The organism is Pseudoalteromonas luteoviolacea S2607 (genome assembly GCF_001625575.1).
In the GTDB taxonomy this organism is placed as follows: Bacteria; Pseudomonadota; Gammaproteobacteria; order Enterobacterales; family Alteromonadaceae; genus Pseudoalteromonas; species Pseudoalteromonas luteoviolacea_E.
Genome location: NZ_AUXV01000045.1, coordinates 43,288 through 67,387 on the forward strand (window position 1 = coordinate 43,288; position 24,100 = coordinate 67,387).

Consider the following 24,100-nt stretch of genomic DNA (forward strand, 5'->3'; position numbering starts at 1 on the left):
GTGCTTATTCTTTAGGTTGTTCAGCGTCGCTTACTTTGTTGTTAGTGGCGCTAAACGGATAAAGTTTAATTCTTGCGTTAGCCAGTTGCATTGTTTCTTGAGAATCAGATTGAGCGACGTTTAATTCGGGGTCACTAATCAGCTTCTGGTAAAGAAACAGCATTTCATCAGCCTCTAGGTTTGGATATGCATCGCTCAAAAAGCCGAGTAGTGCAGTGCGTTTTTTACCACTCGAAGAAAACGACTTTCTGACGTCGTTATAGTCTGGGATATTTGGACTTTGGTATGCTGGCACATCTTGATGATCCGGTAATTGGTACTCTTCGTGTTCAAACTCCGCAAGACTCGCCATATATGCAACCATGTGGCGCTTTTGTCCCAAATTGAAACGCTGTATATCAGATACAAATTCTGGCTGAACAGGGCTGAGCATTCGGTCTACACCGTTTTTACGGATGAGGCCTAGCACCTTAGCGGCTTGCCTTGTAATTAGCGTGTTGCGCCTTAATTCTTCTCGCAGCGGCATGAGCATGTCAGCACTTTTACCCAAACTCTCACGGCCTATTAAGTGCATATCGAGAATACGTGTTCTCAATTGTTCCAGCATACGCTTGTCTTGTGCGCCCCGACCAAGTTGCTCTATTTGGTCTATTTGTTCACTGATAGAGGCTTCAATTTGTGTAAAACAGGCATGAAACGGGCCGTGAATATCGACCATTTCAAGCATAGGTTCGATATACTCATCGAATGCCTCAATAACGGCTTGATAACGGCGTTTGAGTGATAAATTGCTGTGATCAGACTTTGCTTGCTCAACAAGGTTGAGGATTGCACTTTCATTGTGTTGATAAAGCTTTACAATTTTTCTGACCCGCTCGTCCATGATTCGGCTAAATCTTCTTAGCTCGCTGTGGTCTCCTTCATTACCGGCTTCTGTTAGCCTTTCACCTAACCGTTGCAAATCTTTAACTAATACTGTGATTTCTTCGGCTAAACCCAAGTGTTCTTCTTGCAACAAAAAGCTCGCAAAATCAGCAACAGCGCGGTTGATTTCAAGCTGAGACGACTTTGCTAGAGGAATAATTATTTCCTGATTTAACAATCGATTTGTTTCTCTAAAAACGCGCTCACTTGACCAGTTAGGGTTTTTAAGTTTTATGATGTTTTGTACATCTTTTATACTGAAATCAGCCATTTTAAAGCGCTTAAATAACAGCTCTAAAACGCTCCAGTGCTCATTTAGCGTACTCAGTACTTTTTTAGCTGGGATCATAACTTTCCAGTTTGTATCATTTTTGTGACAGGCTGCCATCACAATTTTGTCATAAAGTGTAATTACTGATAGCAGTCACTCGCTCATAGTGTTAGACTCCGCGCCGATTTACATCACCCTTTACAAAAATTACATTTTATTACAGGTTGTTTACGCGTATGGTCACTTCCATAATCCTAACCCTAATAGCGTTAGCGTTTGTGCTTATCGTTATAGAGGATATTATCCATGTAAACAAGGCCAAAACGACCCTTTTTTTTGGCACTTTATGTTGGATTATCGCTTTTATATCTCCAATTCATGGTGAAAGCACAGAAACTATACAACATCAGCTAGACCATAACATTCTAGAAATAGCCACTTTATGGCTATTTTTGATGGCAGCTATGACCTTCGTTGCGTACTTGAACTCAAAAGGATTTATTCAAAACATAGTGCATAGGATTATGCCCGAGCAAATAAGCGAACGAAAACTCATGTTTTTAGTAGGCGCTTTTGCTTTTGTTTTTTCTTCCATTTCTGACAATATTACAGCGACGCTAATTTCATTGGCGGTCGTTATGTCTTTGAAGTTAGACACTAAGAAGTTAGTTAAGTATGCCACACTTATCATTTTTAGCGTAAATTCTGGTGGGGTTTCTCTTATTACGGGTGATGTAACTACCTTAATGATTTTCCTAGCGGGTAAAGTTACCATCCCAAATCTACTTCTTTTAGTTGTGCCGGCCATGGTTAGCGTGTTTGCGCTTGCCGCTATGTTATCAATTGGTATGAATGAACAATTGCACTTTGCAAGGCAAGAAATGCGCCGTATCGAGAAAACAGATATCACCATTGCGATTATATTTATGTCGACTGTACTTGCCACGTTGTTTTTAAGCGTCGAGTATCAGGTACCTCCTATGCTGACTTTTCTATTCGGGCTCTCGTTTATGTTTTTAGTGGCGCAGTTTTTGATGCGTAAAAAGGACGTAAACAAGAAAATCATCGATTACATCAGAGAGATAGAGTATGACACTTTGTTGTTCTTTGTCGGAGTTTTACTGTTAGTCGGCGCCCTAAAGGAGGTTGGTGTACTAAGTATGTTCACGGAGTTGTATCAATATTTGGCTCCCGAATATGCAAACTATTTAGTTGGTCTGTTGAGCGCAGCGGTAGACAACGTACCGCTAACAGCGGCTTTATTAAAAGCACAAATTGAAATGACTCCACAGCAATGGCTAACCTTTACCTATGCGACTGGTGTTGGCGGATCCATGCTTATTATTGGCTCTGCAGCTGGTATCATCGCGATGAGTAAAGTGAAAGCGTTAACGTTTATGAGCTACCTGAAAATGGCGCTGTACTTGTTGATTGCTTACACAATTGGCTACGGTGGATCATTTTATATGGGCCAATTGATATAATAGTTTTTTATGTTTAGGTACAAAAGTACTTGACACCTAGACGTCTAAAAGATAATTTTTATAAGCCTGCTCACTGTAGCGGGCTTTTATTTTGCTGATGTTCATGTTTAAACACGCAAAATAAACAGAAGAGGTGCGATGCTTAGGTAGCTTGTTTGAGGACACGATTTCCTTAGACGACAAGTGAGGGAAGTATTCGCCGAGGAAAGTGATTGGTCGTGACAATGACTTTTCGGTTTTAGAGGTTGAATCCTCTGAACTGTCACCGGTTTTGGTGGAGAGCTTCTGGCAGTGGTCTTACAATAAGTCTATTCTTCCTCTTGCCATGTTAGTTCTCCTTATTTTTAAGGGTAATCTTGCTGATTATCTAAAGGAGAGAAAATGAATTCCCAGTATGTTGTTGCAAAGTTTGGTGGTACCAGCGTGGCCGACTTTACAGCCATGCATCGTTGTGCCCAAATTATCAATGATGATCCAAGCGTTAGAGTTGTAGTGGTCAGTGCTAGTGCAGGCGTGACGAATCACCTCGTGACCCTTGTACAGCAGAAGTCGGACGAAGCACAAAGGCTTGAACTGGTTGAATCGGTCATGAAAATCCAGAGTAATATCCTAGCGCATGTAACACTAGATAACGATTTGCAAGATGGGTTTAACGCGACGGTTGAGCAGTTTAAACAACTGGCGCAATTACCAGCGTTAGATCAACAGCAATGTGATGAGGTTTTGAGCTTTGGTGAGCGTTTCTCATCATTTATTTTCTCTCAGGTTCTGCGTGACCAAGGTGTAAGCACACAGCGCTTTGATATAAGAGATGTTTTAAAAACAGATAGCAGCTTTTCAAAAGCTACACCAGATATCGCAGCAACAGAGAAAGCAGCTGCAAAACTATTAACCCCCTTACTAGAACAACATGTTGTCGTGACGCAAGGTTTTATTGGTAGCGATAAATATGGCCAAACTACCACTTTAGGGCGGGGGGGGTCTGATTACAGTGCTGCGTTGATTGCCGAAGCCATAGGCGCAAAAAGCGTGCATATATGGACGGATGTGGTTGGTATATTCAGCACTGATCCTAGGCTTTGTAACAAAGCAAAGCCGATTCCAAGTTTGAGCTTTGATGAAGCTGCTGAGATGGCTACATTCGGCGCTAAAGTGTTACACCCAGCAACGATTCTACCTGCAAGCCGCAAAGGCATTTCGGTGTTTGTTGGCTCAAGCAAAGCGCCTGAGCAAGGTGGAACTTGGATCGAAAAGGAAACCCAATCTCAATCTGGGATCAGAGCAGTAACGCAACGTAAGAATCAAATTCTGTTGACTTTGAAAAGCCCGGAAATGCTTCTGGCAAGCGGCTTTTTGGCGAGAATATTCACAATTTTAAGCAATTATAATATTTCTGTTGATCTGGTAACTACCTCTGAAATTAGCGTGGCATTGACACTGGATAACGCGCCAAATGCAACACGACCAGAGTTAGATCAGGCATGCCTCGATGAGTTGGGGGCTTTTTGCCACGTCACAGTGGAAAACAATTTGACACTGGTTGCAATGATTGGGTCAGAGATTCAATTGCAAGGTGGAGAAAATTGCCTCGTTGACGTACTTTCAGAGTTTGATATTCGATTGATCTGTCACGGTGCCAGCCGTCATAACTTATGCTTTTTGGTTGAACAAAGTAAGTCCGACTTAGTTGTACAGTCTATCCATCAAAAACTACTTGAAGCTGCTTAGTACTATGCGCCGCACAGTACTCAGCATATGAAGACATTTCTTATTAGACCAAGCACAATGCGTTAGTGCTTGGCTAGCTTTGTTCTTGTTGTATTTATACATAAATTTATAACAAAAATTAGTGATAAAGTTGCAATTATATTGGTCTGGTGGCAATCTAGAAATTAGACCAATGTGAGTAAGGAAGTAGGCAATGCAGTATCAGCAAGTATATGAATTTTGGTTTGTTACCTGTTCTGAAAGTGATTGGTGGCAAAAGTCGACAGTGTTTGATCAAAAAGTGACACAAGAGTTTTCTACACTACATTCAAAAGCACTTAATGGCGAATTGGCTTCTTGGCGCCAGAACCCATTAGGGGCGTTATGTGAAATCATCGTTTTAGATCAATTTTCTAGAAACATGTTCCGCGACACGCCAAGTGCTTTTGCGAGTGATACACTAGCGTTGTGTTTAGCGCAACATGCTATTGAAAAGGGCTATGACAAAGAGCTCAATGATACCGAAGTGAGCTTCTTGTATATGCCTTTTATGCATAGTGAAAGTCGCTATATTCACCAGTATGCAGAAAAATTATTTCGTGACCTTCCAAACTATGAATTTGAAATCGCACATAAAAAGATAATTGACCGATTTGGCCGTTATCCTCATCGCAATGAGATTTTAGGGAGAGTATCAACAGATGAGGAGATTGAGTTTTTACAGCAGCCAGGCTCCAGCTTCTAACTATTGATAATTTGTGGATAGAAATGTTTGGAAGGTTCTTAAATCGGAACCTAGCCACTCGCAATTTTCGTTCAACAGGGTATAATCGCGGACCTAAAACAATAATTATATTAGCGTTAAATTATGGCTCAGGTACGTGATGGTTTTCAAAGCCGACTTGGTTTTGTTCTTGCAGCAGCGGGCGCCGCTGTTGGATTAGGAAATATTTGGGGTTTTCCCACACAAGCCGCCAACCATGGTGGTGGAGCATTTTTGCTTGCATATTTTATCGTCATCTTTTTACTCGCATTACCCGCTCTGTATACCGAACTATATCTCGGTCACCAAGCTCAGGCTAACCCTGTAAAAGCGCTAAAAATGGCATGGCAAGAGAGAAATCCAAAAATAGGCGCAGGCGCTGGTTATTTAGGTCTAGCTGGCGCAATTGTGATGCTCAGCTTTTATTCCATTGTAGCAGGGTGGATGTTGGCGCACTCAATTGAGCCTGTAACAACATTTATGGGTCTTGAGTCAACAAGCCAGTTTCTTACTGGTGACTCGATGACTCGTAATTTTGTTTTTACACCGCTTATGTTGCTGCTAACCGCAGCGATTATTTTAAAAGGTGTTAAGTCTGGTATTGAAATTTGGTCTCGCCGACTAATGCCTGTATTGCTATTGCTCTTAATTCTTTTGATTGTATATATGGCAACACTTGAAGGGGCAAATGAAGGGTTTAGAGCTTATTTGATTCCAGATTTTAGTAAAATTACGGATCCTGATTTAATTATTGCCGCAATGGGACAAGCATTTTTTTCGCTCTCGTTGGGGGTTGGCTGTATGATGATTTATGGGTCATACCTTAAACCCAATGAGAATTTACCAAAACTGACTTTCAGTGTCGCTATGCTAGATACAGGCGTCGCGTTTTTAGCTGGTTTACTTATTATTCCAGCGATTTTTGTTGCTCAACAAAACGGTGTAGAGGTGTTCCAAGATGGCAAACTAGTTGGCGAAGGAAGACTTATTTTTGCTATTTTACCAGAGTTATTCGCAAGCATGGGTCAAATTGGCATTTGGGTCGGCCTGACATTCTTTGTGTTAATGTCAATTGCATCGCTTACATCAACCATCTCATCTACCGAAATTCCTGTGTCATTCCTAGTTGAGAATCATGGGTTTGCAAGAAAATCGGCTACTTGGATTGTGACTTTAGTTATTCTTGTCTGTTCGAGCTTGATTATATTGAACTTTGAATGGCTGTTTGGATTAGTGATAAATGTATTCACTCGCTATCAGTTACCGCTAATGGGATTATTTTACTTTATTACGGTTGGCTGGATGTGGCGACGTGGTAATCAACTGCTCTTAGTAACTGGTGGTAAGCAATATTGGTTTGCCCAATATCTAAAGTTTGTATGTCCAATTTTAATGACCGCCGTGTTTGTAAATGTTGTCTTGAATAAATAACAGATACCTTGCAGAGACTTGAAAAGCGCAGCTGCGAAGAGCTGCGCTTTTTTGTGTTTAAAGAACTTTAAACGCTGTTAGGTGACACTTGCTCACAATCGAGAGCATTCAAATTGCTTATGGTTACTGACGCAATTTCGGTTAACGCTTCTTTTGTAAAAAAACCTTGATGACCAGTGATTAAGACATTTGGAAAGCCACTTAGACGAATAAAGTCATCATCTTGTATGATATCTTCACTCCTATCTTTGAAAAATAACTCTGACTCTTGTTCATATACGTCGAGTCCTAAATAGCCTATTTTTCTAGATTTGAGCGCTTTAATACAAGCTTGAGTATCTATTAATGCGCCACGACTGGTATTAATCACCATAACGCCAGTTTTCATTTTTTGAAAAGCTGCGTCATCTAATAAGTGGTGTGTGCTTTCGGTTAACGGGCAGTGCAGGGTGATAATATCGCTTTGCTCAAACAACATTTGCAAAGACACCTTTGTATAGGAACCTTCACCCACATTAGGGTCAAAGACCAATGTATGGGCGCCAAAGCCATTTAGAATCGACACCAATGACTGGCCTATTTTCCCACACCCAATTACGCCTACAGTCTTGTTGTGAATATTAAAACCTAGCAACCCATTTAGGTCGAAGTTTTCTTCCCTCACTCGGTTATAGGCTTTGTGGGTTTTGCGTGCCAATGTCAAAATAAGCGCCATACAATGCTCGGCTACCGCTTCAGGGCTATAGGCAGGAACACGAACAACTTGAATTCCTAAAGCATGTGCAGCGTCGATATCGACATTATTAAAGCCCGCGCAGCGCAGTGCAATAAATTTGACATTTAACTCAGCTAATTCAGCCAAAACGCACGCATTCACATCGTCGTTAACGAAAACACATATGGCATCAAAACCGGATGCTAGGTATACAGTTTCCATTTTTAACGCATGTTCTAAATGCGTAATTTCTATATGCGGATAAGCGTTTACAGCTTCGGTAAAAAATGCTCTTTCATACTTTTGCGAACTGAATAGTGCTACTTTCATGGTGAAACTGGCCCTCAATAATCTGCTTCAAGGATTCAGGCTTAGTGCGCGGCGCGTAACGTGATAGTAGTTCTCCATTGCGGCCGATTAGGAATTTTGTGTAATTCCACTTTACGGCACGATTTTGGGCAATGCCGCGCGTATGTGATTTTAAATAGTTAAAGAGGGGATGTGCGTCAGGTCCATTTACTAAAACTTTCTCAGAGACCTTAAAGCTTAAATTGAAATGAGATTGATAAAACTCTCGGAGCATTTCATTTTCCAAAGGTTCATTTTTGCCAAACTGATTACATGGAAAAGCAATGACCTCTAAACCGCTGTGTTTATATTTGCGATACATTTTTTCTAGTGCGGCTAACTGCGGGGTAAAGCTACACTTGCTAGCAATATTGACTATCAGTACAGGTCTGTCTTGCAGTGACTTAAGAGAGAGTGTTTCTCCACTAAGTAACTTAACGCTGTATCTGTAAATATTATCCATATTGAAAGGCTCCGTGCATAAAACAAGTTTTATTAATGTTATTCATCTTGGTCAACTTCAGGTCACACCTCATATTAAATGGGGCAATAATCCCTCCATTGTTCAAGCATAGCAGCCATTTAGGACAATTTTATGTCAGTGTAGGTTTAAATTTAATCAAAGTTAAATAATGTTGTAGAAATGAAATAATTTTGGGAACACAGGGTACTTCTTACGAAGTACCCGATATTTGAGTGGTGGGTTAAACTAAGCGCTTTAGTAAGCTAGACGTGTCCCAACGGTTACCCCCCATTTTTTGAACGTCTGCATAAAACTGGTCCACAAGTGCTGTAAGTGGCAAGGTAGAGCCGTTTTTCTTTGCTTCATCTAGCGCAATGGCTAAATCTTTGCGCATCCAATCCACGGCAAAGCCGTGTTCATAATGGTCTTCAAGCATCGTTTTATGTCGATTTTCCATTTGCCAGCTGCCTGCGGCACCTTTTGAAATAACTTCGATGACAGACTCGCAATCAATGCCGGCATTTTGGCCAAATTGAAGTGCTTCCGCTAAGCCTTGGACAACACCTGCGATACAAATTTGGTTCATCATTTTTGCAATTTGCCCCGAGCCTACTGTGCCCAAGAGTTTTGAGAATCTTGCATAGGCAGCCATGATGGGTTCAACCGCTGAATATATGTCAGAATTACCACCACACATGATAGTCAACTGACCGTTGATAGCACCAGCCTCTCCGCCAGAGACTGGCGCGTCAATAAACCCAATCTGTTGTGACTCACACAGTGAATACAATTCTCTGGCAACATCAGCAGATGCAGTTGTGTGGTCCACTAGTATAGCGCCAGATTTCATGGTTTTTAGTGCGCCGTCTTCACCAGAGGTTACTTGGCGCAAGTCATCATCATTACCTACGCAAACGAAAACAACATCTGCATCTTGTGCTGCTATTGCAGGTGTCTCTGCTGACTTGCCATTGTAAGATTCTAGCCATAACGCTGATTTGCTAGAAGTGCGATTATAAACAGTTACATTGTAACCTGCGTTAGCTAGGTGCCCAGCCATAGGGAAGCCCATTACACCTAAACCGATAAATGCTACATTTTTTGTGCTCGATGTCATGCTTAACAAATCCAATTGCCTTAAGTGCATATGATTGTATCTTAAGTAAATTATTTGTGTAGCAAAAAAGTTTACGAGGTGCTGAGAAAAGATAATGTAAGGCATTTAGGGCAGTAAGACTGCCCTAAAAAAGGATTAAGATGCTTTTGAAGTAGATAAATTCTCTTCTAATTCTTTAGCTGCGTTAGGGTCGTTGAATACCGATTGATTGAGCTCATTTTCTGATTTGGCTACGACACACGTAACCATACAATCACCAGTAACATTAACCGCAGTACGGGTCATGTCTAGTAATCGGTCTACACCCATGATTATGGCAATGCCCTCTACTGGTAAACCAACCTGATTTAACACCATAGCCAGCATGATTAGGCCAACACCAGGGACGCCAGCGGTGCCTACAGAAGCCAACGTTGCTGTAAGGATGACCATAAGGTAGTCACTTAAAGTTAAGTCAACAGCAAACACTTGAGCGATAAATACGGTAGCCACACCCTGCATGATAGCAGTGCCGTCCATATTGATTGTTGCTCCAAGAGGTACGGTGAAAGACGCCACTGTGTTGTTGGCACCTAGCTTTTTTGTAGCTGTTTCTAAAGTAACAGGCATAGTCGCACTAGAGCTTGAAGTACTAAATGCAAACATACAAGCATCTTTCATTTTAGTTAAGAAAGTAACAGGGTTTAATCCTGTAAGTACCTTCAACAAAATTGAATAATTTACCAGTGCGTGGAAAAACAGTGCCGCAACTACAACTAAGAAATACTTACCGAGTTCTAAGATAAGACCCATTTGTATGTCGGTGAAGAGCTTCGCCATTAAGCAGAAAACACCATAAGGTGCGAGGTTCATTAAAAGCGTCACGAGTTTTAGTATCACAGTGTTCAAATCGTCAAAAACAGCTGCAATGCGCTTCCCAGCTTCGCCACTTAAGGCCATTGCAATTCCAAACAGCAGTGCAAACACAATTACTTGCAGCATATTGCCGTTTGCCATTGCGTCGATTGGGTTGGTAGGGAACATACCGATAATGACTTGTGCCAATGTCGGTGCCTCTTTTGCATCGAAGCTAGATGTTGTAGGCATATCGATGCCGGCGCCAGGGCTAACCAATAGCGCTAAAGATATCGCCACTGTGATGGCAACCGCGGTCGTCGTTAAATATAGGAGGATTGATTTACCGCCAAGGCGACCTAGCTTCTTTGGGTCACTTAAACTACAAGTACCACACACAAGTGAGATAAACACCAAAGGTACTACGAGCATTTTCAAGCTGGCAATAAAGATTTGTCCACCAACATGAAAAAGGCCATCTACAAAAAAGCCTCTAAGCGGCAAGTCGAACAGGCCAAGCGGAATTAAAAACTCAGCCTTTCCACCGAGTGCAAATTGAAACATTAGACCTACACCAATACCCGCAATCATGGCAATCATGATGCGTGTTGTTAGGCTAAATTTATTATTATCTGTCATAGTTTTGGACACGCCCTAAAACTTCTTGTTGTTAAAATCGTTATAGCCTAACAGGATGGTTCGCAATGAACAAAAAAAAATGCTGAAGACTACGAAAAAATTGTGATTTTTTGCCAAGGTTTGGGTTAACATTGTGAAAATAACTCTAATTTATAATTGTGCGAGGGAGAACTGCGGATGCTTTCAATGCGTTGGTTTAGCACCATATTTATGATATTTCTTCTGACTGCCTGTGGCGGCGGGGGTTCTATCGAACGAGACTCTTCAGGCGATGGTAGTGGCAACGACACAGATGACTATGCTTTAGAGCTTAGCCTAGAGTCCCAAAGCGGCACATCAGAATTAAGTGTCGGTAATCCAATCCAAGTTCAAGCCAAAGTAACAAAAGATGGTCAAATTCTAGCAGACAAGCTCGTTAAATTTGTTGGGGATGAATTCTCCGAATTTAATGGTGCTGATTCTGCATTGACGAATAGTCAGGGGATTGCAGTCGTTGGCATTGTTGCCAATAGTAATGCTGGCGCTGGTACAATCCAAGCTTCTATTGATGTTGATAGCGAAACCATTTCAAAAAGCATTGAGTATGCCGCAGCAGGGGACGGGGGGATTCAAATCGCCCTGACGATGAAAGATAGTTCGGGCAACGACATAAACGCTCAGAACCCACTTTCAGGTGAATTGCCAGCAACAGTAATGGCAACGCTAACCGACAATGGACAACCAATCGCTGATAAAATCATTACTTTTACATTTGACGAACTGCTGAACACCAGCAGCAATGGTAAAATTGTCACCAATAGTAATGGGCAAGCGAGCTTTGAGGTTAACGCAACACAGCAAACCGGTGCCGGAGATATTACCGCACAGTATGAAGAAACGACCCAAACACTTGCATACGTGTCAGACGGGTATGAGTTCTTTGGTTTAGAAGTATACGAGTTGCAGGTAGCAGGGTTAAATGCACAAGGGCAAGATACCAGCGAACTTTCATTTAATACGCCGATTTCAATCAGAGCTTCTTTGACTTTAAACGGTAAAGCTGTTGCAGATGCACCGCTAACGTTTGTTGTTGACAAAGCATTACTGAGCTCAGCGACAAATGTATTGAAAACGAATAGCGAAGGGATTGTGACCGTTGCTTTGTTAGAGAATAATGTTTCTGGAACAGGCAGTGTCACAGCAAACTATACGACAGAAAATGACCAAGAATTAAGCCGCACATTTACGTTCAACAGCGCCGGTGATGGCGGGTTGCAAATGACGCTAACCGTTAAAGATGATGCTGGCAATGCGATTAATATCGATAATAAAATTGATGCCGATAAGCCCGGGCGCGTAGAAGTAACGGTAACAAACAATAACGCACCAGTTGCCAATGGTATCGTTACTGTAACAAATGGTGGCAAGGCCGTGACTGTTCCGGCTGATGGTGAAGTTGAAACCCAAGCTGACGGTAAGGCGAAGTTAGACCTTATTGCAACTCAGGAGACAGGTCTTGCGGAAATTACAGCAACCTTTACAGACCCAACCACGAATGAAACCGTCTCTCAAAAATACATCTATCATACTAGTGGTGACCCAGACTACACACCGTCAGCATTTGGTTTAACAATTTCAGGTAAAAATGCAGAGGGCGATGAGACCAATGAGTTGTCGGGCAATGCACCTCTGACTATAGAAGCGACTTTGCTCCAAAACGGTCTACCTTTCGAGAATCAACGAATTCAATTTACGGTCAATTCGTTTGGAACACTTGATCCTACCTCGGGCTCTGTATTGACCGGTGCTGGTGGCGTGGCAACTATTATCCTTAGGGATAACTCGGTTAAAGGGGCTGGAACTATTACGGCGACATTTACCTCTTCAACAGGTGAAGCCGTGTCTCGAAACTTTAATTTTGAGAGCGCTGGAGATGGTGGCTTACTGCTCGTCCTTAATTCGATCACGGATAATTCAAACAATGATATCAATGTGGGTAATCAAATCTCTCGGACTAACCCTGGCACTGTTACCGCGACGTTGACACAAGATGGTGCACCGGTGCCGAATGCATTGGTGACTTTTACCGTAGATAACGTTGCGACGATGGATCCAGCAAGTGGACGTGCGGAGACCGATGCTCAGGGTCAGGCTAAAGTTCGCCTTCTAGCAAGCACTGTAAGTGGTGTTGGACAAGTCTATGCTGAGTATGAAAGCTTGCGCACAAATGAAATGATTTTCCACGCTGCGGGTGACGCTGTCGTGATAGACGGCAATTATAGTTTTGATATTCGACTCCTTACAGGGTGTAACGATGGATGGGATGCAGTACGAAATGATCCTGACAACGAAATTAACCCTGTTACAGGTGGTTGTACAGAAGTCACTAGTATTGACTCAAGTGTTATCCCTGAGTTGTTTATTAAACTGGGTAAAGTGACCGGCGACGGCAAGGAAGTTGATAATCAAATCATTGAAGTAGTCAGTGATAAAGGACAAGTTTTACCGAATTCTGGAAAGGTTCTAACTGATGTTAATGGCATTGCTTTGTTGAAACTTCAACCTGGTGACAGCGATGGTGCAGGCACAGTAACCGTTTCATTTGACGGGGAAACGGCCTCAGAAAACTTCACTGTGGGTATTCAAGAGCTATATTTGCAATTGACAGCTAACCTACCAGCATCAACTAACCCAGATCAGACGCTGCCAGAGTTAGACTCAGGCGATAGCTTTATCATCACTGCAAAAGTTTTCACGCAGAGTGATTTTGATGAAAGCTCACTTTATACACAGCCGGTTGATGTTGGCTTTTCATCTATCTGTGTCAGTCAACAGCCCACCGATCCACTAGCGACGTTGGATAATCCGGTACGTACGCAACAGGGTGTAGCCAGTTCGACCTACAGGGCGAGTGGTTGTAAAGGCAGTGACACTATTACGGCCAGTATTTCTGCCGCAGATCCCGCATCGTATACTTTTTTCGTGAATGATGCACCAGTACAGTCTTTAAAATATGTTAGTGCGAGTAACCGCTTTATTGGTTTACCACCAGCAACTGGTAGTGTAGCGGTTACTTCTGAAATAATTTTTGAGCTGATAGACACTGACAACCGACCTCTGATGCAAAAGCAAGTGGAATTTAGATTTGCTGATTTAACCGGTCGTGCTGAATTGACCACGTATAAAGGCAACACCGACGGCGATGGACAAGTAAAAACCCTCATTGAAGGGGGGGTGATCCCTGGGGCACTTGTTGTTGAAGCGTGTTACTTGCCAGATGATAAAATAGCAGAAGCGGCGCTGACCAATCAGTTTCCAACATGCTGGCAATCTAAAATTACGCAATGTACAGCAGACCCTACGCTGAAGTTTTGTGAGTTACCCGATGGTATTAATGGATTTGTTTTAATCCCTGGGGACGAGCAAGTGAACGCAGTATCGTCAGGTGTCATTCTGTCTTCAGGCGTACCAGATCAGGATAGCTTTGATGCCGCGCCTGAGAGTGCAATTATAAACGCACAAAACTATATAGGTGTGTTTACTAACATTAGCGTCTTTTTTGGTGATCAGTTTAATCAGTTAACAAGAGATGATCTAGTTGCCAATGTCCTTGCCGAGAGCGGGGTTGTAGGTAATATAGATGGCACCGGTGGTGCAGAAACTTATCAATGTTTTGCAGTGCGAGGAGTGTGTAATGTCCAGTGGCGAGCGCAAGGTACACTCCCGTTTACCGAAGATAAATGGGAAAACAAAATCAGTGATGTTTGTGACACTTATCAAGGTCAGCCAGTTCCATGTATTGGAGATTTCCCAACTGAAGTTGACTTGCCAGGAGGCGGGACTCGAAAGGTCGTAAGAGGTGCGCGTGTTACGATTTTAGCAACAACCAAAGGTCAAGAGAATTTCCACGATAAGCCGTCGTCGGACACTGTTACAAGAACAAACGGTATATTTGATATCGGTGAATTCCAGCCGCTTAACGATGATTTACCTGAGGCTTTTATTGACTTTAATGAAAATGGTGTATTTGATGCCGTAGAGTGTGATGCAAGCAATGGCGTGGAAAATGACCCCTGTGAACCAACCCTGAGCAATGGTGGGCACAATGAATCGTTCCTTGATGCAAATAATAATGGCTTATATGATGGTGTACCAGCAGATCCAACCACAGGCATATACAACGGATTACTTTGCGGAGAAGCTGCTGAAGCAGCTGGACAGTGTAGCAAGGATTTAGTTGATATACGCAAGCAGTTTGAAATTGTCGCATCAAGTGATGAAGTTTATGCGCGATTTGTTGTAAATAAATCACACTTTATTGATGAGCCTGATGGTGTAAACACTGCGTGTACGAACCCTGTAGGACCTGTAGGTCCAGATAATGAAATCAAGACATTACCTGTACGCGGGTTACTCGGGTTAGAAGCAACTGAAAGCTCTGACTATTGTGACATAAACGAAATCGTACTAAGCGATTTTGATGGTGACGGTAGCAATGAAACTGAGTTAGTAACCGTCGAGATATACTACTCAGATATTTACGGAAACAGCTTACCTGTAGGCACAGAAATCAACATTACAACTGAGAATGGTCTGATTACTGTTCAAGAGTTAGTCGGTACTGTGTTTTCCAGCGGTGGTTTTGGAAGAGGCAAAGCGGTTGTTCGGGTGACGCCTGAAAACGCTGCAAATAACCTTACAGAAGGAAATTTGATTGTTACATTTACAATCCCTGACCCAATAAATGAAGGTGAAACGATTGTCCGGACAAAGACAATTACCATTCGAGATAACGGTTAAGTTGAATAAACAAAAGGGCCTTTTTTAGGGCCCTTTTTTATTAACGCTTGAATTTCCTCACATATCCGCTATATTCGCCTCTTTAACAAGTCCAGAGATACAGTTGAATAAAATTAGAGCAAAAATTGCTTAATAAATCGCTGTTCAGATAAAAGTTGAAATGAAAAGCTTGTAACAATAGGTGTTTGTGGATATACCTATAAATAATAACGCCCAATAGGGCACAACAGACAGAATTAGTCAAAATAGGCAAATATGGGCAAATCGCTAGTAATCGTAGAGTCTCCCGCAAAGGCCAAAACTATTAATAAGTATTTGGGCAAAGACTACATTGTTAAATCCAGTGTAGGTCATGTTCGTGATCTACCAACGTCAGGGGCAGGTAAGACCAAAGGTGTTGCAACCAAATCACCGGCTGAAGTACGCAAAATGTCTCCTGAAGCAAAGGCGGCATACCGCAAACAAAAAGACTACGCCAATTTAGTTGCAAGAATGGGTATCGACCCCGAAAAAGGGTGGGAACCACACTATGAGGTGTTACCAGGTAAAGAGAAAGTAGTTCAAGAGCTGACTAAGCTCGCGCAAGATGCTGACCACATCTATCTCGCAACCGATTTGGATAGAGAGGGAGAAGCGATTGCGTGGCACCTTGAAGAGATCATTGGTGGCGATGCATCAAAGTACAAACGTGTAGTCTTTAACGAGATAACCAAAAATGCGATCACTCAAGCGTTTGAAGCACCGGGTCAATTAAATACAGATATGGTGTATGCGCAGCAGGCTAGACGATTCCTAGACCGTGTTGTTGGCTTTATGGTATCACCACTGCTTTGGCAAAAAGTGGCAAGAGGCCTCTCTGCTGGACGAGTTCAGTCAGTTGCAGTAAGGCTGCTAGTAGAGCGTGAAAGAGAAATTAAAGCGTTTATCCCAGAAGAGTTTTGGGACATTCACGCCGATACAAAATTAGCCACGACAGACGTCCGCTTTGCTGTGACCAAATTCCAAGGTCAAGCATTTAAGCCTGTGAACGAGGCTCAAGCTTTAAAAGCTGTTTCAGACATTGAAAATGCCAGCTTGTCTGTTGTTAAAGTTGAAGAAAAACCAAGCAAGAGTAAGCCAAGTGCACCTTTCATCACATCGACTATGCAGCAAGCTGCAAGTACGAGACTTGGCTACGGCGTAAAGAAAACGATGATGTTAGCTCAGCGACTATACGAAGCAGGTTACATCACATACATGCGTACGGACTCAACCAATCTATCAAATGATGCTGTTGAGATGTGTAGAGACTACATTCAAGGTAATTTCGGAGATAAGTACCTTCCCAATGCACCTATTAAATACAGTGCAAAAGGCAATGCGCAAGAAGCGCACGAGGCTATCAGACCTTCCGACGTTAATGTATTGTCTGGCCATGTTGAAGGTGTCGATGCCGACGCTAAAAAGCTTTACGAGTTAATCTGGCGACAGTTTGTTGCATGTCAAATGACGCCAGCAGAATACGACTTGACCAACATTACGGTAGGTGCAAATGATTACACCTTAAAAGCTCGTGGTCGTGTATTGCGTTTCGACGGTTGGACTAAAGTACAACCTGCTGTACGTAAGAAGAGTGAAGAAGAGCAAGCGCTACCAGCTGTAACTGTTGGCGACAATGTAGATTTAGTTAACCTTGATCCTAAGCAGCACTTTACTAAGCCACCCGCAAGGTACAGTGAAGCGAGTTTAGTTAAAGAGCTAGAAAAACGTGGCATTGGCCGTCCTTCTACTTATGCTGCAATTATTTCAACCATACAGGAGCGAGGCTACGTTAGAGTCGAAAATAGACGTTTCTTTGCTGAAAAGATGGGTGAGATTGTTACTGATAGGCTGGTTGAAAACTTTAACGATTTAATGAACTTTGACTTTACTGCAAAGATGGAAGGTCGTTTAGATGATATCGCAGAAGGCGAGCGTGAGTGGACGCAGGTTCTCGACAAGTTTTATGCTGACTTTTCTGAGCAATTAGAACTTGCTGGAAAAGAAGAAGCTGAAGGTGGAATGCGCCAAAACGTGATGGTTGAAACCGATATCGACTGTACTACGTGTGGCAGAAAAATGGGTATTCGTACTGCGTCAACAGGCGTTTTCTTAGGTTGTACGGGTTACAGTTTACCGCCTAAAGAGCGCTGTACAACGACAATGAATCTTATCTCGGGTGATGAGGCCATCGATAAGGATACAGAAGACGCTGAAACAGAAAGCTTGATGCAGAAGAAGCGCTGTCCAAAATGCGAAACAGCTATGGACTCTTACCTAATCGACGAAACACGTAAAATCCATGTATGTGGTAATAACCCAGCTTGTGATGGCTATATCGTTGAGCAAGGCACATTTAAAATAAAAGGATATGATGGTCCTGTTATTGAGTGTGATAAGTGTGGCGCTGATATGCAGCTTAAATCAGGCCGTTTTGGTAAGTACTTTGGCTGTACCAATGAAGACTGTAAGAATACACGTAAACTGCTTAAAAGCGGTGAACCAGCTCCACCAAAAGAAGACCCAGTACCGCTACCTGAACTAGAGTGTGAAAAGTCTGACGCTCACTTTGTTTTGAGAGATGGAGCTTCTGGTATTTTCTTGGCGGCGCATACATTCCCTAAATCTCGTGAGACTAGAGCGCCGAAGGTTGCAGAGTTGAAGCGATTTAGAGACCGTATTTCTCCGAAGTTCTATTACTTAGCCGATGCGCCTGAAAAAGACAGCGATGGTAACTTGGCTGTAGTAAGGTACTCGCGTAAAACCAAGTCCCAATACGTCATGACAGAAGTAGAAGGCAAAGCGACAGGCTGGAAAGCAACATACGCCGAAGGCAAGTGGGTAGAAGAAGAAAAGAAACGTAAGAAGTAACACTTAGGGCCAGCAAAAGCTGGCCCTTTTACTTTTCAGGGTCAGGCTTTACACCGCAATTGCTTGTTTTCATCGGCCTTCTAAACAAACATTATTTACTTAAAATTCTTTCTAAGTTACTTAATTCGCGATAAAAATAGCAGTGTATATTAGATGGGTACGCTTGTTATTGACACGCAAAAGCACGACCTCTATCCTAACGCGCATTGTATTATCAGGTTAATACACTCGATTATCTACCGCTATCTAATCGGTTTGCTGTAGAGTTTAATAAGGAAACAATTAATGAATAAGTACGGCAAACCGCTCATAAAGCTTATGCAGTCTTGCTTGATTCCTCTTGCCATAGCATGTTCAGGTTTAGCGCATGCGCAACAAAATCAAAAATTGCTTACACCTTGCTACGTTGATGGTCTAGAAGACCGGCTTATGTGTGGGGTAATACCTCAGCCGCTTGCAAAACAAAACGGCGACGGAACGATTGAAATTCACTTCGCGGTGATTCCCGCTATCAAAGAAACGAAGCCAACAGAGGCTGTATTGGCTTTTGCTGGTGGCCCAGGGCAATCTGCGATAGAAGTTGCCCCAATATTTGCGCGTAACTTAAGGTATGCACGTGAGAATAGGGATATTATTCTTGTAGATCAGAGGGGCACTGGTAAGTCCAATTTGCTCCAGTGTGATACTGACAATTTAAAAGAGCAATTTGCTTTTGATGATCAAGCAGTATCTTTATTTAAGTTAGCCAAAGAAGAAACGCAGGCTTGTATCAGTAAACTGAGCACAGACTTGTCCAATTACACAACGGTGGCTGCAGCAAGTGACTTTGAAGCTGTACGTATCGCGTTAGGATATGAAACGTTACATTTATATGGCGCATCTTATGGGACTCGTATTGCCCAAGAATACATGCGTCAATTCCCAAACTCAGTTGCTACAGCTGTGCTTGATGGTGTAGTGCCAATGCAGCAAAGTTTAGTCGCTATAGGCGAAGCCATTGACGATTCTTTAGCTGCTTTGTTTCAGCGCTGTGCCAAAGATACAACCTGCAAAGCGCAGTATCCCGATTTAGAAAGTAAGTACAATACGCTCACTTCAAAGTTGGTAGAAAAACCCATTCAAGTTTCTGTTAGGCATCCTCGTACATTTGAATTAATTGATTTAGTGATTACTGAAAGCAAATTACGCGGCGCCATACGAATGGCTTTGTATAGTCATACGACAAGGGCGCTTATTCCGTTGGTTATTGATGCGGCACATAGAGGCAACTATGACCCTTTGGTTGGTTTACTTGGTAATGAAAACACAGTTGGTGCGATTGCCATGGGTATGCATAGTGCAATTACCTGCGGAGAGGATTGGCCAAATATAACGGACGAAAATAGAACAAAATATAAAGCATCATATTTTGGGCGATTGATGATTGATGCGCTTGATGCAAGTTGCCCTTTATGGAAGGTTAAACCGGTCAATCCAGATTTCTATAAGCCGTTAAATACCAATATCCCGACGATGTTGTTATCGGGTGGTTTAGACCCTGCAACGCCGCCTAGCTGGGCGGAGTTGACCATGGTGGATATGCACAATGCCAAGCATTTGATTGCACCAACAGCAACGCACGGTGTTGCCGCACAAACGTGTGCGAATAAACTCATCGGTGAATTTATAGATACACGTTCCTTTGAGAACCTAGATACAACATGTCTTGAAAAAGACAATACGAAACAGTATTTCATGAATATCAATGGACCTGTTGCCAGTCAAGTTAGCGAGGAACTGTAATGATAGAAGTTACTGAACTGAGGAAAAAAATAGGTAATGTAGAAGCCTTGAATGGTCTGAGCTTTCGGGCCGAAAATGGCAAAATTACAGGGCTGCTAGGGCCAAATGGCGCGGGAAAAACAACTTGCTTGCGAACCGTATTTGGATTGCTGCAAGCAGACAGTGGTGTTGCCTCTATTGATGAAGTGGATGTTGCAAAAGAGCCTATGCTTGCAAAACAACAACTGGGTCTATTTCCAGATCCATGTGGTTTGTACGAGCGATTAACTCCTAGAGAATATATTCAATTTTTTGCTGAGTTAAGTGGTATGGGCAAACAAGATGCCAAGTCAGCAACACAAACTGTGCTCGATAAGTTACAAATGACTGATATTGCAGACCGTAAGTGTCAAGGGTTTTCTCAAGGACAAAGAATGAAAACGGCACTCGCACAAGCTATCGTTCACAAGCCAACTAATATTATCTTGGATGAACCTACAAGGGGCCTTGATGTAATGAGTACGCGGATCCTAAGAGAGCTTTTGTTAATGCTAAAAGAGCAGGGGCACTGCGTTCTATTTTCCAGCCATGTGATGCAAGAAGTTGCAGCACTATGTGACCATGTTGTGGTTATGGTGAAAGGTAAGGTTGTAGCGCAAGGCTCACCGCAAGAACTGTGCGTAAAAACTCAAAAAGAAACGCTGGAAGAAGCATTTATTTCACTGATAGGCTCTGATGAGGGGTTGGCTGCATGATGAACTTGGTTAAAGTCCTTTATAAAAAGGAGATGCTGGATGCAAGCCGCGATAAACGCTCGGTAATGGCTGGTCTGTATTATGCTATTGGGGCACCGATAGTAATGTGTTTACTGTTTACAGTGTTATTGAAGCAGTTAAATTCACCAGAGGCGCTTTCGATCACCATCGAAAACGCAGGCTCGGCTCCCAACCTTGTACGTTATCTTGAAGGTCATGACATAACGCATGGTGAATCTGGTAGCGTAAAAGCGATTACTCTAATTATCAGTAAAAAATATCCTGATAATATGTCGCAGGGCAAAAGTGCACAAGTGACTATCGTCGCAGATAAATCAGATAATAAGTTGATCAAGTCAGTGCGCAGATTGGAAGGTGCACTTGCAAGATATAATTCAGAAGTTGCTAGTTTACGCTTAATTTCTCGTGGAATAGACCCAAACATTATGCGAGCTGTAACGGTACAAACGCAAGATCAGGCAACTCCTGACTCAAAAGGTGGGATGTTTTTAGGAATTGCGACATTGTCTATTATCATTGCACTGTTTTATTCTGCGATGAATTTAGCAATCGACACCAGCGCTGGAGAAAGAGAGCGCAACTCATTGGCTCTATTGCTCAGCCACCCTTTAAGTAGTACTCAAATCGTACTCGCTAAAGTGGGAGCTATTGCGAGTTACTCTATGATTGGGTTGGTGTTGGTTTTGGTAGTATCGAAGTTTGCCTATGGCATGGTGCCTTGGGAGCAACTTGGATTTAGTATTAATATTGATGTCATGTTTATCCTATTTTGCACATTGTTGGGGCTACCTATTGCTCTTATGTCGGCGAGCTTATTGGTGTTCGTGTCATTCATGGCAAAGTCCTTTAAAGAAGCGCAATCATATGTCGCATTCGTGCTATTTGTTCCGATTGGATTAAGTATGATGACAACTTATGACATTGGTACTGATTATGTTCAATGGATACCCATTGCCGCGCAACAGTATGCGATGATCGAAGTTATTAAAGGCAATGAGCTACCTATATGGCAGGTTTTGCTGTCTTCATTTAGCACACTAGGTCTCTTTGCTATTTTTGCTGCATTGAGTAGCCGAATGCTAAAAAGTGAAAAGGTTGTCTTCGGGCTGTAATTTAAGCTATGTGAGCCAACCAAATTCCCATTTGGTTGGCTCACGAATATTATTGAACCTAACCTTTAGGCCTTAACTACGCGGTTTCTGCCACTTCTTTTAGCGTCATACAGCGCACCATCAAGTTTGCTATAAATTTTATCTAAATTACTCAGGTGGTTTTGGTAGGAAAGCGTTGCAAAACTTGCAGTCACATTTAGCTTTTTCTTCATTTCGTTGGTTATTTCATGCGTGCTAAGACTTTCACGGAATTGGTTAGTGAGTTGATGTAGTTCTACATCTGAAAGGTTAGGAATGAACAACATAAATTCTTCACCGCCAAATCTTGCAAATAATGTTGTTTTGGGGAAGAAGTCTCTTACCAGTTGTGCTGTTTGCTCAAGCACTAGATCGCCTGTTGGGTGACCATACACATCATTGACTTGCTTAAAATGATCTAAGTCGAATAATACTAGTCCGTGTTTTTTACCTAATGCTGGCGCGCCAAACCGTGTTACACGGCTCACAAACGCACTTCGATTCAACGCGCCAGTTAAGTTATCATGCTGTGCTCTATACTTATGTTTACTGTAGCCACGTAGAGTCAAAAATAACAAAACTATAGAGAATACTATAATAATTGCTTGATACTTTTGTCTTTCTTCTAATCGAGAAATTTGCTGCTGTTGTAAATTATTGCTTTTTTCAAGGCGCACATTTTCTAACTGTTGGGCTGTCACCTCGAGCTCTGATTCTAGTGCTATCATTGCTTGCATACTTTTTTGCGCATTAAGCTTCTCTTTTTCCTTCAACAATTTGGTGTTGAATTGGTAGGCTTGTTCAAAGTTGCCGAGCTTGGCTGAGAGTTCAGATAGCAACTCTAAGCTTTGAATGAGGTGTGCCTTGTCGTTCACGCTCTTTGCTAAGTCATGTGCAATTTGAGCCTGCTGTATGGCTTCATCCACGTTACCCAAAGTGAGCATATTTTCAGCGGCATGAATGCGGATGTCTGTAATCAAATTTATGTTATCGGTGACGCTGATAAGTGACAAAGCTTGATCAATTGCGTTTGTCGCTTTTGTTGTCTGTTTTAACTGTGTATAAACCTTGGCTTTTTGGACCAATGTATAGGCTTTACGGTAAGCGTTATTAAACTCAACATAAAGTTGGTAAGCGTTGTCCAACCAAGTCAGTGCCTCATCATATTGGCTGGCTCGACTGGCTACTATGCCTAAGTTAAGCATGGTTAACGCAATTTTAAATTGGTTATTTTGTTGCTCTCTTAATTCCAAAGACTTTTTTAGGTATTTAGTGGCGTCTACAAAGTTACCTAAGTCTAGGTATGTTAATGCCAGATTATTGTAATAGGGCGCTTTATTTGCCTCGTAATCTGTGTTTGCAATGGCTTGTTGGTACATTTCGATAGCCATTGCATGGTCACCATTAAAATTGGCATTGAGGGCTTTTACATTGTGTAGTGAGTTGACCCCCCAAAATTGGTCATTCATTTTCTGCACATTACGTTCTACTTCTTCGATGTGATGCGAAAGTTGGACATAATTAGCGAGCGATATTTTTACATTGATGTAAAAAAGCTCGACGGTAGCAATCACGGCTGGCTCATCTAATACATAGGCCTTGGAAATCGCTTGTTTGAACTCGTCCATTGTTTGTGAATACAGATTCTCGTGCGCAAAAAAGAGTCCTGAAACGATGTGTTTTAATATTTCGTCACTGATATCATTTGAATATTGGATACTGCTTGAAAGGGATTTACTTTCTTTTAGCGCTAAAGCTGTTCTTGCGAGTGTTGCGCCTACATAGATACGCTCTGACCCTGGTTCAAGTGAATTGACTTGCTGTTGCAAAAACTGAAAAGCAAGTCGAGTATCATCTGCCCTTAATTTATCGTAAATTGTTTGCCAGTTACTTTCTGAGTGAGGCGAAGACAAAAGGGGAAGGGGAGCTATTAGGAGCAATGATAAGACAACGAATATGCGCAAAAACTCAGACCTGAAGTGAAGATAATTGCGTATATTAACATAATAAATGGGTGATATTACAGTCAGCAAGTTGTTATGATTTGTAATCGAAAATTACGTTGATAA

15 protein-coding genes and 1 riboswitch are annotated in these 24,100 nt (G+C 42.2%); of the genes, 9 read left to right on the plus strand and 6 right to left on the minus strand.

Features of this window, described 5'->3' with window-relative positions; genetic code table 11:
- Positions 1-4: 4 nt before the first annotated feature.
- Positions 5-1,273, minus strand: a complete 1,269-nt coding sequence (locus tag N480_RS16455; protein ID WP_063373642.1) for a hypothetical protein — start codon at positions 1,271-1,273, stop codon at positions 5-7.
- Between the two features lie 158 nt (positions 1,274-1,431).
- Here N480_RS16455 and nhaD point away from each other — a divergent pair, with 158 nt between their 5' ends.
- The 4 genes from nhaD (at position 1,432) to N480_RS16475 (ending at position 6,580) form a co-directional block, all read left to right on the plus strand.
- The gene (gene nhaD / locus N480_RS16460; protein ID WP_063373543.1) at positions 1,432-2,679 is read left to right on the plus strand and encodes a sodium:proton antiporter NhaD; all 1,248 of its coding nucleotides are present in this window, start codon (positions 1,432-1,434) and stop codon (positions 2,677-2,679) included.
- 120 nt (positions 2,680-2,799) lie between these two features.
- Positions 2,800-2,972, plus strand: a riboswitch (Lysine riboswitch).
- Positions 2,973-3,060: 88 nt separating this feature from the next.
- On the plus strand, positions 3,061-4,407 hold the full coding sequence (lysC, locus tag N480_RS16465) for a lysine-sensitive aspartokinase 3 (RefSeq protein WP_063373544.1): 1,347 nt from the start codon (positions 3,061-3,063) through the stop codon (positions 4,405-4,407).
- Between the two features lie 193 nt (positions 4,408-4,600).
- On the plus strand, positions 4,601-5,131 hold the full coding sequence (locus N480_RS16470; RefSeq protein ID WP_063373545.1) for a DUF924 family protein: 531 nt from the start codon (positions 4,601-4,603) through the stop codon (positions 5,129-5,131).
- A gap of 123 nt (positions 5,132-5,254) precedes the next feature.
- Entirely contained in the window at positions 5,255-6,580 is a 1,326-nt protein-coding gene (locus N480_RS16475; protein ID WP_063373546.1) for a sodium-dependent transporter, read from the plus strand.
- 67 nt (positions 6,581-6,647) lie between these two features.
- Here the strand turns inward: N480_RS16475 and N480_RS16480 are convergent, their stop codons facing one another.
- The 4 genes from N480_RS16480 to N480_RS16495 all read right to left on the minus strand — a co-directional run bounded on the left by N480_RS16480 (position 6,648) and on the right by N480_RS16495 (position 10,696).
- Entirely contained in the window at positions 6,648-7,625 is a 978-nt protein-coding gene (locus N480_RS16480) for a 2-hydroxyacid dehydrogenase (RefSeq protein WP_063373547.1), read from the minus strand.
- Positions 7,591-8,106, minus strand: coding sequence for a glutathione peroxidase (locus tag N480_RS16485; protein ID WP_063373548.1), 516 nt, complete (start codon positions 8,104-8,106; stop codon positions 7,591-7,593). The genes N480_RS16480 and N480_RS16485 overlap by 35 nt, the downstream gene beginning before the upstream one ends.
- Positions 8,107-8,347: 241 nt before the next feature.
- Positions 8,348-9,253, minus strand: a complete 906-nt coding sequence (locus N480_RS16490; RefSeq protein ID WP_081231903.1) for an NAD(P)-dependent oxidoreductase — start codon at positions 9,251-9,253, stop codon at positions 8,348-8,350.
- A 105-nt stretch (positions 9,254-9,358) separates the two neighbouring features.
- The gene (locus N480_RS16495) at positions 9,359-10,696 is read right to left on the minus strand and encodes a dicarboxylate/amino acid:cation symporter (protein ID WP_063373549.1); all 1,338 of its coding nucleotides are present in this window, start codon (positions 10,694-10,696) and stop codon (positions 9,359-9,361) included.
- A gap of 186 nt (positions 10,697-10,882) precedes the next feature.
- Between N480_RS16495 and N480_RS16500 the strand changes: the two genes are divergently transcribed.
- From N480_RS16500 to N480_RS16520, 5 genes are all read left to right on the plus strand, one after another.
- Positions 10,883-15,475, plus strand: coding sequence for a hypothetical protein (locus tag N480_RS16500; RefSeq protein ID WP_155732877.1), 4,593 nt, complete (start codon positions 10,883-10,885; stop codon positions 15,473-15,475).
- A gap of 255 nt (positions 15,476-15,730) precedes the next feature.
- Positions 15,731-18,364, plus strand: coding sequence for a type I DNA topoisomerase (gene topA / locus N480_RS16505; protein ID WP_063373551.1), 2,634 nt, complete (start codon positions 15,731-15,733; stop codon positions 18,362-18,364).
- A gap of 285 nt (positions 18,365-18,649) precedes the next feature.
- A complete protein-coding gene (locus N480_RS16510) occupies positions 18,650-20,146 on the plus strand; it encodes an alpha/beta hydrolase (RefSeq protein WP_155732878.1) in 1,497 nt (498 codons plus the stop codon).
- On the plus strand, positions 20,146-20,880 hold the full coding sequence (locus N480_RS16515) for an ATP-binding cassette domain-containing protein (protein WP_063373553.1): 735 nt from the start codon (positions 20,146-20,148) through the stop codon (positions 20,878-20,880). The genes N480_RS16510 and N480_RS16515 overlap by 1 nt, the downstream gene beginning before the upstream one ends.
- Positions 20,877-22,013, plus strand: a complete 1,137-nt coding sequence (locus N480_RS16520; protein WP_081231904.1) for an ABC transporter permease — start codon at positions 20,877-20,879, stop codon at positions 22,011-22,013. Before N480_RS16515 ends, N480_RS16520 begins: the two co-directional genes overlap by 4 nt.
- A 65-nt stretch (positions 22,014-22,078) precedes the next feature.
- Here the strand turns inward: N480_RS16520 and N480_RS16525 are convergent, their stop codons facing one another.
- Positions 22,079-23,995 carry a GGDEF domain-containing protein gene (locus N480_RS16525; protein WP_155732879.1) on the minus strand — a complete coding sequence of 639 codons (1,917 nt, stop codon included), beginning with the start codon at positions 23,993-23,995 and terminating at the stop codon, positions 22,079-22,081.
- Positions 23,996-24,100 lie beyond the last annotated feature (105 nt).